Genomic DNA, 13,141 nt, shown 5'->3' with positions numbered 1-13,141 from the left:
CCCGGCCCTGTTGATGTATCAGGTAGCCGGTCGACGGCCCGCCAGTCAGGGGGCCGGCAATGACCGTTGCGCGCCAGGATGCGCTGCCCCGGCCCTACCTCGCCCGCGGGCTTCTGTTTCAAATGAAAAGTGGAACCCGACAAACATTGTCCGCAGAAAGACTATCTCTAAAAAACCGCGTAACAGATATCGATAAGCTGAAACCAGCTCTTTCCTTCGCTCCAGCGGTCTTCAACACTACACGTTTTTTCATGGCCAGACTCATTCATTCCTGTCTTGCAACCGCGCACGGAAGCAAAGAGATTGCGGCTCGTGAACTGGTGCGTGCCGCGCCCGCCAAGGCCTTCAACGTCCCTCGCCAACACGGCCGCGCCGGGCAGGGTTCACGCCGTGCGCGTCCCGTGCCAAGCCGTTAACCAGCGGCACCGCGTCCCCATGAAAGCATTGATCGTTCTCGCGCTGCTGTTTTTAGGCCCCTGCGGCGCTGCACAGGCACAAAGCGAAAACGGGGCCTCGGCATCCGCCTCGGGTGAGTTTGCCGGCGTGCGGCTTGCCCTGACAGCGCAATGCGTGACCTGCAGTGCGCTGCACGCCCAGGCCGGCCAGGCGGCCCCTGGTCCCCAAGCCAGTACGAGCCTGGGCCTGCGGCAGCTGCTGCAGATGGCCGTCGAGACCCACCCCACCATCGCCAGCGCGCGGTTCGACCAGCAGTCCGCGCAAAGCATGATCGAAGCCGCGCGCATGCAGTTCTGGCCCGCTCCCGGCGTGCAGACCGATTCGCTGCACGGGCGCAGCGCCACCGTTTTTCGCCTGACCCAGCCGCTCTGGACAGGCGGCAGGCTGACCGCCGACCTGCGCCTGTCCGAACTGCGCGAGTTGCGCGCCCGCGAGGCCATTTCAGACACGCAGATCACGTTGGCGACGCGCGTGGCCACCACCGCCCAGTCCTACCTGCTGAACGCCGGCCGCCGCATCGCCCAGGAGCGCAACGTCGCGACGTTGCGCGAATTGCTGCGCATGATCGAACGGCGCAGCCAGGCGGAGGTGTCCGCCACGGCTGACGTCAATATGGTGCGGACACGGCTCGCGCAGGCCCAGGCCGACCTCGAGGCCTTCCGCGCGCTCGAGCACTCCGCCCTGGCACAGCTGGGCAGTGCGATTGGCCGGCCCCTGCAGCCCGGCGAGCTCGAGCTGCCCGCCTCCCCGCCGCGTCCTCCCATGCTCGCGCGCCTGCTCGAGCGCGCGATGGAGGACAACCCCCACCTGCGCCTTGCCGAAATCGACGCACGGCTGGCCGCCGTCGAAATCGACCGCACGCGTGCCGCCATGTGGCCCACCGTCTCCTTGCGGCTGGAGCGCCAGGTCGGCGAATTCCTGGGTTCCGCCGCGGCCGGCAACCGGGTCTATGTGTCCATGCAGTACGCACCGGGTTCGGGCCTGTCGCTGGCCTCCCAGATCGAAGCCGCTGAGCGGCACCTGTCGGCGACCCAACGCACGGCGGAGGCCGGCCGCCGCGATGTCGGCGAGCGTGTCGAGTCCGAATGGCGCGACCTGGAGTCCGCACTGCGGCGCCTGCCCGAATTGCAGCGCAGCAGCGAAGGCGCCGCCGAGGTGCTGGCCTCCAACCGGCGCCTTTTTGTCAGCGGCCGCCGCAGCTGGATTGACCTGCTCAATTCCGTGCGCGAGATCTCCCAGGCCGAGCAGGCCGAGGCCGAGGCCCGCGCCGGCAGTGTCGGCGCCTATTACCGCCTGGGCCTGCTCCTTGGCATACCCATGTGGTCTCCAGAAAGCGAGCTTCCGTGAACAATCCCCCCGCCCAGAACGCGCCGTCCTCCGTCACGCTCAGCGTGCTGTGGCTGGCCCGCCGCCTGCCCGACATCGTCAAGGACTTGCGGCCCATGCAGTCCCACATGATGGCCGAACTCGAAGGCCGGCTGGCGGCCTTACCGGAAAAGAGTGTCACCCGGGATGGCCTGCGGGACTGTGTCGACCACGCATTCCGCTTCATGGGCGTGCGCTCGCAATCCTGGGTTGAAGGCCACGCGGCGGCCAAGCTGCCCGCCGCGGCCATTCACCCCGAGGCCGGCGCCTTCATCCTGCACCAGCACACACCGGCCGGAGGCTGGCTGCTGGAAGACGCCTCCGGCCGCAGGCACGTCACCGTGCTGCCCCAGGGCGCGCTTTATACCGAGATCCACGCAACCCAGGCCGAAAGCCTCAGCTTCTACCGGACGGCGGGCGAGCTGTTCCGCGGCGCGCTGCGCGACAACCGGCGCTACTTTGTCCATGCGGCCATTGCTTCGATCGTGATCAACCTGTTCGGCTTGCTGACCTCCCTCTACAGCATGCAGGTCTACGACCGCGTGATCCCCACGCAAGGCCTGTCCACCCTCTACGCACTGACGGCCGGTATCGCCGTCGGCATCCTGCTCGAGCTGATCGCCAAGTTCGCGCGCGCCGCCATCACCGAGCATTCGATCCGGTCCATGGACCTTGACCTCTCGCACAACATCTTCGAGCGCCTGCTGCGTGTGCGCATGGACCAGTTCCCCGCCAGCGTCGGCACCTTGTCGGCCCAGTTGCGCAGCTACGAAATGATCCGTTCCTTCGCCTCGTCGGTCACGCTCTACCTGCTGGTCGACACGCCGTTCGCGCTGATCTTCCTGGCGGTCATCTACCTCTTGGGAGGACCCTTGGTCGCGGCGGTTCCGGTCGCGTTCTTCATCGTTGCGCTGGGGGTCGGTTTCCTCTTTCGCAGCGGCATGGAGCGCCACGCGCTCTCCGGCCAGGCCGCCGCCAACCGCAAGCTGGGCCTGCTGGTCGAGGCGGTGGAGGGCGCCGAATCCATCAAGGCCAGCGGCGCCGGCTGGCAATTCCTGGCGCGCTGGAACGGCCTGACCCGCACCAACGTCGACGAAGACATGCGCCTGCGGCACCTGGGCGAATCGGCCAGCTATTACGCCGGTTTCCTGCAGCAGATCAGCTACGTGCTGCTGGTTGCCACAGGCGCTTACGTCGCCTCCACCTCCACCTCGCTCACGGCTGGCGGCATCATCGCCTGCTCCATCATCTCCGGCCGCGTCCTCACGCCGGCCGGCATGCTGCCCGGCCTCATGGTCCAGTGGGCCAACGCCAAATCGGCGATGCGCAGCCTCTCGCATATCTTCACGCTTGAGCAGGACAACCATGCCGTCGAGCGCCCGCTGGTCATCGACCGCCTGCGCGGCGAGGTGGCGGTGCAGAAACTCGAGTTCGGTTACCGCGGCCACGCCACGGTACTGCAGGTGGAAAACCTGCACATCACCGCCGGCGAAAAAGTCGGCCTGCTTGGCCCGGTCGGCAGCGGAAAAAGCACCCTGCTCAAGCTGCTGTCCGGGATGTACATGCCCTCCAAAGGCCGTGTTTCGCTGGACGGCATCGACATGCAACACATCTCGCGCGCCCACCTGAGCGACCGCCTGGGCTATCTTCCCCAGGACGTGCGCCTGTTCGCCGGCACCTTGCGCGACAACCTCACGACCGGCGTCGTCGGAAAAACCGAGCAGAACCTGCTCGCCGCCTGTGAGCTCACCGGCCTGAGGCAGGTTATTGCCGCGCACCCCAAGGGCCTGGACATGCCCATCGCCGAGGGCGGCACTGGCGTATCGGGCGGCCAAAAGCAGCTGATCGCCCTGACGCGGATGGTGCTGGCCGCGCCCGACGTGTGGCTGCTCGACGAACCCACGGCGTCCATGGACGAGCCTCTCGAAAATCGCACCATCGCCGCGTTGCGCGCCAGCGTGCAGGTCGACCAGACGCTGATCCTGGTCACGCACAAACCCGCTTTGCTGCAGCTGGTGGACCGGCTGGTCATCCTGTCGCCCACCGGTGTCGTGCTGGACGGACCCAAGGCGCAAGTGCTGCAGCAGCTTGCCGCCCGGTCCCGCCCGGCATCCGCCGCGCGTCCCGGCGCCCCCCTGGAGGCCGTCGCATGAAGAAATCCCTGTCCTCCACACCGCCGGCCTTGCGCTCGGCACAACGCATCATCGCCTTGCTCATCCTCATCATCGGGTGTTTTGTAGGGTGGAGCCTGTGGTTCGACGTCGAGCAGATCGCGCGCAGCACCGGCCAGGTGATTGCCAGTTCGCGCACCCAGCTGGTACAGGCCGCCAACGACGGTGTCATTGAAAAATTCCTGGTGCGTGAAGGCAGCCGTGTCAAGAAAGGCGAAGTTCTTGTCATGCTTGAACGCGAGCAGGGACAGGCTTCGCTCAGCGACAGCCGTGCCAAGGTCGCCGCGCTCAAGGCCGCGCTGGTACGCCTGCATGCCGAAGTCCTGGGCCGGCCATTGGTGTTTCCTCCCGAGGTTCAGCAGTTCCCGGCTTTCGTCAGCAACCAGACGGAGCTGTTTCAACGCCGCCAGCGTGCCGTCAACCAGGAGGCCGCCGCGCTGCAGTCCATGCTGGCGTCCACACGCGATGAGCTTTCCATCAGCGAGCCGCTTCTCAAGAGCGGCGACATCTCCCGCGTCGAAATCATCCGCCTGCAAAAGCAGGTCGCTGAGCTCGAAGGCCAGATCACCAACCGGCGCAACAAATATTTCCAGGACGCGCAGGCCGAGATGACCAAGGCCGAGGAAGACCTGGCCACGCAGGAGCAGGTGCTGGCCGACCGGATCACGACCTTTGAGCGTACCGAAATCCGCGCGCCCGCCGACGCCACCGTGCGCAACATCCGCTTCACCACCCTGGGCTCCCGCGTCAAGGCCGGTGATGTGGTCATGGAGCTCACGCCCGCCGGCAGCGACCTTGTGGTCGAAGGCAAATTCAAACCCGCCGACATCGCCAGCATCCGTGTGGGCCAGCCCGCGGCCGTCAAGCTCGACGCCTACGATTATTCCATCTACGGCGTGCTGTCGGGCACCGTGAAGTACGTCAGCGCCGACGCCCTCACGGAAGACACGCGCGCGGGTGAAAACATCTATTACCGCGTGCAGGTGCAGCTTGACCCGGTGCAGCAGCGTCACGCCGCCGGACACAAGCCGATCGAGATCCAGCCCGGTATGACGGCCAGCATAGACATCCGCGGTGTGAGCCACTCCATTTTCCGTTACCTCACCAAGCCCATCACCAAAACTTTTTCCGAAGCCTTTTCCGAGCGTTGAGTTTTCCGATTTTCTTTTCTTTTTAATCCAGGAGATTTGCAATGAACCAGCTGCCCCACCAAGCCGATACCTCCAACGTCATCCGTGCAGTTCCGGCGCATGCAGAATTACCGGTGGTCGTCGCCGCAGCGCAGCCGATTCCTGTCCAGGCTGCCGCCGACAAAGCACCCATTGCCTCCAAGCCCGCGATAGCCGCCAAGCCGCCCATGGCCGCCGCCGCGATCCAGATGGAACAGGAGGCGGCCTCCAGCCAGGCCCGCCAGGCTGCCGACAAGCTCTTGCGCAAGAAGCACCTGGGCGAATCCGAGGGTGAGCCCAGCGCCGAGTCTGCGCTTGATAGCGCATATGAAGTTGCCGCCGCCAACACCAGCGAGCCTGCTGCGCCTGCGCAGCCTGCAGCCGAAACGGCCGGCGGCTCCACGACCGCCGCTTCAGGCAGCGGCCTGTCCTGGCTTCCCGTCGCCGGCGCGGGGCTGGGCCTGGCGGCCGTTGGTGGCGGCGGCGGCACCGCCGCTGCCGCCGCTGCCGCAGTGGCTGCCCCAAGCACCTTTGCCGTCAGTATTGGCGCGGTGGCCGGCCCGGTGACGGCGTCCCTCAACTACAAAATCTACGACGCACAAGGCAACCTGGTGGCCTCGGGCGTTACCGACGCCACCGGCAAGGTCACCGTCAATCTGGCCAGTACCTACGCCGGCCAGGCTTTGCTGATCACCATCGCCGATGCCAACGGCAGCGCCGCCGACTTCCGCGACGAAGCCAGCAATGGGGCGGCAAACCTGGGCAGCACCGTGTTGCGTGCCGCCTTTGTCGCCACGGGTGGCAGCCAAAGTATCTCCGTCACGCCCGTTACCGAAGTGGCCGTGCAAAAAATGGGTATCACCACCAATGCCGCCACCGCCTCCGCCGCAACCGTGGCCGCGACCAATGCCTCCGTCGGTACCGATGTCGGCGTGAGCGACATCCTGGGCCCCGTCACCACCGTGCTGAGCGCCGACTACAACGAGGCCAACGGCCTCAGCGCCGCCGAAGTCTACGCGCGGGTGCTGGCCAAGCTTTCCGGCCTGGACCAGGCCAACGGCAGCATGAGCGCCACCTTCACCGCCCTGCTGAACGCCTTGAACGTCAGCAATTCCACGCTCAAGGCTTCCACCCTGCTCACCCTGCTTAACGAAGGCGCGGCCAGTTTCGAGGCCGGCCCCAACGCCGCGAACGCGACCCTGGCCCTGACGCCCACGCTGACCATCACCGACAGCATTGCCGCGGTTTCAGGCATCGCCGCAGGGCCGGTCACCTACACCTTCACTTTCAGCGAGGCCGTCAGCGGATTCGACGCGGCCGACATCACGGTGACCAATGGCACCAAGGGCACCTTCACCGCGACCAGCGCAACCCAGTACACCCTGGAAGTGACCCCCACCAGCAATGCCCAGGGCGCGGACATAGGCGTGAGCGTCAATTCAGGGACGGGAGGCATTACCTACCAGTCCACCTTGACGACCACCATCGTCAAGTCCGCGGCTGCCCAGGCCTATGACACAGCGGCCCCCACGGCCACCATCGCTTCGGCCAGCTTCTCGAACGACATCGGCAGCTCCAACAGCGACTTCGTCACCGCCACAGCCGCGCAGAACATCTCCGGCACGCTGAGCGCCAACATGGTGGCCGGTGAACTCGTGGAAGTTTCCCTGGACAACGGCGCAACCTGGGCCACGGCCAGCGCCCCGGTGGGAGGCAATGCCTGGACTTTGGCCGCCACACTCGCCGCCAGCGACACCCTGAAAGTGCGCGTCAGCGACCTCGCGGGCAACCATGGGACTGTGTTTTCCCAGGCCTATGTGCTGGACACCACGGTGCCCACGGTGGCCAGCGTGGCGCTGACCAGCGCCACCTTGATCCAGAACAGCACCCTGAACGCGGGTGACACCGTGACGGCCACCATCACCTTCAGCGAGGCGGTGACGGTGATCGGTACGCCGCAGCTGGCCCTCAACATTGGCGGCACCACGGTGCAGGCCAACTATGCGGCAGGCTCGGGCACCACGGCGCTGACCTTCAGCTACACCATCCAGGCAGGGCAGACGGACGCCAACGGAATCGCCCTGGCGGCCAACGGCCTGGCGCTGAACGGCGGCAGCATCCGGGATGTGGCCGGCAACAATGCCATCCTCACACACGCGCTGGTCGCCGACAACGCCAGCTACATGGTCGACACCACGGCGCCGGCCGCGCCCAGCACGCCGGATATGGCGACAGGCGACGACAGCGGCAGTTCCAGCAGCGACGACAAAACCAGCAGCACCACGCCGACCTTCACCGGCACCGCCGAGGCCGGTGCCACGGTGACGCTGTATGACACCGACGGCAGCACGGTACTGGGCACCGCTATTGCCACGGCGGGCGGCACCTACTCCATCACCAGCAGCACGCTCAGCGAGAGCGGGCACACCATCACCGCCAAAGCCACCGACGCGGCCGGCAATGTCAGCACGGCCTCCGGCGGCCTGGGCGTGACCATTGACGCCACTGCGCCGGCCGCGGCCTCCATCAATGCGGTTGCCACGGACGACATCATCAACGCCAGCGAGCAGGCGGCCATCATCACCGGCTCCAATGAATCCGGTGCTACGGTGGCGCTGAGCCTGGGCGGCAACACGCGCGCGGCCACCGTGACCGGCACGACCTGGAGCTATACGCTGACGGCCGCCGACATCACCGGCATGGGCGAGGGCGCAGAGACCCTCCTGGTCACCCAGACCGACGCAGCCGGCAATGTGAGCACGGCGGCGACACGCGACATTCATGTGGACACCACAGTGCCCGCGGTGGCCGGCGTGGTGTTGACCGCCTCCGGCGCGCAGAACAACACCTTGAACGCCGGTGACATCGTGACGGCTACCGTCAACTTCAGCGAGGCCGTGACCGTGACCGGAACGCCGCAGCTGGCGCTCAACATAGGCGGCACCACGGTGCAGGCCAACTATGCGGCAGGCTCGGGCACAGCGGCGCTGACCTTCACCTACACCATCCTGGCCGCGCAGACCGACGCCAACGGCATCAGCGTGGCGGCCAACAGCCTGGCGCTGAACAGCGGCACCATCCGTGATGCGGCCGGCAACAACGCCACGCTCACACACACCGCCGTCGCCGACAACGCCAGCTTTATGGTCGATGCCACGATGCCCGCGGTCGCCAGCGTGGCGCTGACCGGCGCCTCCGGCGCCCAGAACAACACCTTGAACGCCGGCGACGTCGTGACGGCTACCGTCAACTTCAGCGAGGCGGTGACCGTGACCGGCACGCCACAGCTGGCGCTTAACATTGGCGGCACCACGGTGCAGGCCAGCTATGCGGCGGGCTCAGGCACCACGGCGCTGACCTTCACCTACACCATCCAGGCAGGGCAGACCGACACCAACGGTATCAGCGTGGCGGTCAACAGCCTGGCGCTTAACAGCGGCACCATCAGTGATGCGGCCGGCAACGACGCCACCCTCACGCACGCGCTGGTCGCCGACAACGCCATCTATATGGTCGATACCACGGCCCCTGCATTGCCGGTAATCAATATCGTGGCAGGTAACGACACGATAGACGGTGCGGAAACCGCCAGTGCCATCACCGGCACGGCCGAAGCCAACGCGAGCGTGGCGCTCACCCTGGGCGGCAATGTGCGCACGGTGACAGCGGATGGCTCGGGCAACTGGACCTACACCCTGGTGGGCGCGGACATCACCGCCATGGGCGATGGACCCGAGACGCTCAACGCGACGGCAACCGATGCGGCCGGCAACGTGAGCGCGACGGCCTCGCGCAACATTACTGTGGACACCACGGTGCCCTCGGTGGCCAGCGTGGTGCTGACCGCCTCCGGCGCGCAGAACAGCACCCTGAATGCCGGCGACACCGTGACGGCCACGGTCACCTTCAGCGAAGCGGTGACGGTGACCGGCACGCCACAGCTGGCGCTTAACATAGGCGGCACCACGGTGCAAGCCAACTATGCGGCAGGCTCAGGCAGCACGGCGCTGACCTTCAGCTACATCATCCAGGCAGGGCAGACCGACGCCAACGGCGTTGCCGTGGCGGTCAACAGCCTGGGGCTCAACAGCGGCACCATCAAGGATGCGACCGGCAACGATGCCGTGCTGACACATGCCGCCGTCACTGACAACGCCGGCCTTATGGTTGACACCACGGTGCCCACGGTGGCCAGCGTGGCGCTGACCAGCGCCACGGGCGCCCAGAACAACACGCTCAATGCGGGCGACGTCGTGACGGCCACGGTCACCTTCAATGAGGCGGTAACCGTGACCGGCACGCCGCAGCTGGCGCTCAACATAGGCGGCACCACGGTGCAAGCCAACTATGCGAGCGGTAGCGGCAGCACGGCGCTGACTTTCACCTACACCATCCTGGCCGCGCAGACGGATGCCAACGGTATCGCAGTGGCGGCCAACAGCCTGGCGCTTAACAGCGGAACCATCCGGGACGCCGCCGGCAACAATGCCACGCTGACCCACACGCTGGTCGCCGACAACGCCCTCTATATGGTCGACACCGCGGTGCCCACGGTGGCCAGCGTGGCGCTGACCAGCGCCACGGGCGCCCAGAACAACACCTTGAACGCCGGTGATACCGTGACGGCCACGGTCACCTTCAATGAGGCGGTAACCGTGACCGGCACGCCGCAGCTGGCGCTCAACATAGGCGGCACCACGGTGCAAGCCAACTATGCGGCAGGCTCAGGCAGCACGGCATTGACCTTCACCTACACCATCCTGGCCGCGCAGACGGATGCCAACGGTATCGCAGTGGCGGCCAACAGCCTGGCGCTTAACAGCGGAACCATCCGGGACGCCGCCGGCAACAATGCCACGCTGACCCACACGCTGGTCGCCGACAACGCCCTCTATATGGTCGACACCGCGGTGCCCACGGTGGCCAGCGTGGCGCTGACCAGCGCCACGGGCGCCCAGAACAACACGCTCAATGCGGGCGACACCGTGACGGCCACGGTCACCTTCAATGAGGCGGTAACCGTGACCGGCACGCCGCAGCTGGCGCTCAACATAGGCGGCACCACGGTGCAAGCCAACTATGCGGCAGGCTCAGGCAGCACGGCATTGACCTTCACCTACACCATCCTGGCCGCGCAGACCGACGCCAATGGTATCGCCATCGCGGCCAACAGCCTGGCGCTTAACAGCGGAACCATCAGTGATGCGGCAGGCAACAACGCCACCCTTACGCATGCGTTGGTCGCCGACAACGCCCTCTTTATGGTCGACACCGCGGTGCCCACAGTAGCCAGCGTGGCGCTGACCAGCGCCACGGGTGCCCAGAACAACACGCTCAATGCGGGCGACGTCGTGACGGCCACGGTCACCTTCAATGAGGCGGTAACCGTGACCGGCACGCCGCAGCTGGCGCTCAACATAGGCGGCACCACGGTGCAAGCCAACTATGCGGCAGGCTCAGGCACCACGGCATTGACCTTCACCTACACCATCCTGGCCGCGCAGACCGACGCCAACGGTATCGCCATCGCGGCCAACAGCCTGGCGCTTAACAGCGGAACCATCAGTGACGCGGCAGGCAACAACGCCACGCTGACCCACACGCTGGTCGCCGACAACGCCCTCTTTATGGTCGACACCGCGGTGCCCACAGTAGCCAGCGTGGCGCTGACCAGCGCCACGGGCGCCCAGAACAACACCCTGAACGCCGGTGATACCGTGACGGCCACGGTCACCTTCAATGAGGCGGTAACCGTGACCGGCACACCGCAACTGGCGCTCAACATAGGCGGCACCACGGTGCAGGCCAACTATGCGGCGGGTTCAGGCACTACGGCGCTGACCTTCACCTACACCATCCTGGCCGCGCAGACGGATGCCAACGGCATCGCAGTGGCGGCCAACAGCCTGGCGCTTAACAGCGGAACCATCCGGGACGCCGCCGGCAACAATGCCACGCTGACCCACACGCTGGTCGCCGACAACGCCCTCTATATGGTCGACACCACGGTGCCCACGGTAGCCAGCGTGGCGCTGACCAGCGCCACGGGTGCCCAGAACAACACGCTCAATGCGGGCGACACCGTGACGGCCACGGTCACCTTCAATGAGGCGGTAACCGTGACCGGCACACCGCAGCTGGCACTCAACATAGGCGGCACCACGGTGCAGGCCAACTATGCGAGCGGTAGCGGCAGCACGGCGCTGACTTTCACCTACACCATACTGGCCGCGCAGACGGATGCCAACGGTATCGCAGTGGCGGCCAACAGCCTGGCGCTTAACAGCGGAACCATCCGGGACGCCGCCGGCAACAATGCCACGCTGACCCACACGCTGGTCGCCGACAACGCCCTCTATATGGTCGACACTGCGGTGCCCACGGTAGCCAGCGTGGCGCTGACCAGCGCCACGGGTGCCCAGAACAACACGCTCAATGCGGGCGACGTCGTGACGGCCACGGTCACCTTCAATGAGGCGGTAACCGTGACCGGCACGCCGCAGCTGGCGCTCAACATAGGCGGCACCACGGTGCAAGCCAACTATGCGAGCGGTAGCGGCAGCACGGCACTGACTTTCACCTACACCATACTGGCCGCGCAGACGGATGCCAACGGTATCGCAGTGGCGGCCAACAGCCTGGCGCTTAACAGCGGAACCATCCGGGACGCCGCCGGCAACAATGCCACGCTGACCCACACGCTGGTCGCCGACAACGCCCTCTATATGGTCGATACCACGGCGCCCACGGTCAACACCACCACCTTCAACGCGGCCGAGAACGGAACGGCCGTGGCTACCCTGGCCGCCACGGACGCCAGCGCCGTCACCTGGAGCACCACGCTGACCGGCGCGGACGCCAGCAAGTTCTCGCTGACCAGCGGCGGTGTGCTGACCTTTAACGCCCCCAAGGACTTCGAGGCACCCGACGATGCCGGTGCCAACCGCGTCTACAACATCAATGTGCAGGTCACCGACGCGGCCGGCAATGCGACCACCCAGGCCATTGTCGTGAACCTGACCGATGTGGCTGAGGCACCCGCCATCACCAGTGCATTCGAGAGCACGGCGGTCGGCAACTTCGACGTGCGCTCCAATATCGTGCTGACAGCCAGCGAGAACGTGGACCTCGCGGGTATTGCGGTAGGCACCAAGTTCATCCATATCGTGAACACCGGCGGCACCGGCCACCGCGGTGAAAGCACCGTTCACACCTTTGACATTGACGTCAAGGATGCCAGCCAGGTCACGATTTCGGGCAACAAGATCACCCTGAATCCGACCTATGACCTGGACCTGTCCAACAACTATTACATCACCGTAGACGCCGGTGCCTTCCATGGCTTGACCAGCGGGCAGGGCAGCATCGCGGTCAGCAGCACGACGGCCATGGACTTCAGCACCGTCACCCCTGGCGTCGCCGTCAACAGCATCACCCCGGCCGTGCTGTCGCAGAAGATGGATGCCGCTGGCGCACTGGCCAACAGCTACCAGTACCTCGACGTGGAAGGCATTGGCAACAACACCGGCTCCATGACGCTCCTGACAGGTTCACTCAGCAGCGGCCAGTACGCACTTGTGCTTAAAAACTATGAGGACCTCCACGGCGGTGCCGGCATAGGCTTCGATGGCGTGCTGACCCATGACACCAATATAGGCGTCAACAACTTTGGCGGCGATGACCTGATTTATATCGACAGCCAGTTCAATACCGCCACCGCGGTTTACGACATCAACTACACCAGCGTGGCCGATGGCCAGTCGACAAGCGGTGTGACCGGTGTTGGCCAAAACCTGGTGTATTTCGGAACGCAGACAGGCCAGGCCGGCAGCGCGGCCAACATCGTCATGATGACCATCGAAGGCAATGCCTCCAACACGATCTATGCCGACCTCCCAGGTATGCGGAGCGGGCTTAGCTGGACGGCCGATCCCGTTATCCAGGGCTAAGACCCCGGCAGCCAGAGAAACCCAAGCAATG

At 65.7% G+C, this 13,141-nt stretch carries 5 protein-coding genes; all 5 read left to right on the top strand.

Features of this window, described 5'->3' with window-relative positions; genetic code table 11:
* Window positions 1-59 precede the first annotated feature (59 nt).
* Genes ACEN9P_RS06640 through ACEN9P_RS06620 form a run of 5 tightly spaced genes read left to right on the top strand, consistent with a single transcriptional unit; the run spans window position 60 to window position 13,110 of the window.
* On the top strand, window positions 60-416 hold the full coding sequence (locus tag ACEN9P_RS06640; RefSeq protein ID WP_495621454.1) for a hypothetical protein: 357 nt from the start codon (window positions 60-62) through the stop codon (window positions 414-416).
* Window positions 417-435: 19 nt separating this feature from the next.
* On the top strand, window positions 436-1,803 hold the full coding sequence (locus ACEN9P_RS06635; protein ID WP_495621453.1) for a TolC family protein: 1,368 nt from the start codon (window positions 436-438) through the stop codon (window positions 1,801-1,803).
* Window positions 1,800-3,974, top strand: a complete 2,175-nt coding sequence (locus ACEN9P_RS06630; protein ID WP_495621452.1) for an ATP-binding cassette domain-containing protein — start codon at window positions 1,800-1,802, stop codon at window positions 3,972-3,974. The genes ACEN9P_RS06635 and ACEN9P_RS06630 overlap by 4 nt, the downstream gene beginning before the upstream one ends.
* Complete coding sequence (locus ACEN9P_RS06625; protein WP_495621451.1) at window positions 3,971-5,143, top strand: beta-barrel domain-containing protein; 1,173 nt, start codon at window positions 3,971-3,973, stop codon at window positions 5,141-5,143. The genes ACEN9P_RS06630 and ACEN9P_RS06625 overlap by 4 nt, the downstream gene beginning before the upstream one ends.
* 41 nt (window positions 5,144-5,184) lie before the next feature.
* Window positions 5,185-13,110: an Ig-like domain-containing protein gene (locus tag ACEN9P_RS06620; RefSeq protein WP_495621450.1), complete on the top strand. Its 7,926-nt coding sequence runs from the start codon at window positions 5,185-5,187 to the stop codon at window positions 13,108-13,110.
* Window positions 13,111-13,141: the final 31 nt, after the last annotated feature.

It is taken from the genome of Polaromonas sp. Polasp52 (assembly GCF_059491565.1).
The sequence above is the reverse complement of the archived record's forward strand: the minus strand, read 5'-3'. Positions and strand labels throughout refer to the sequence as shown.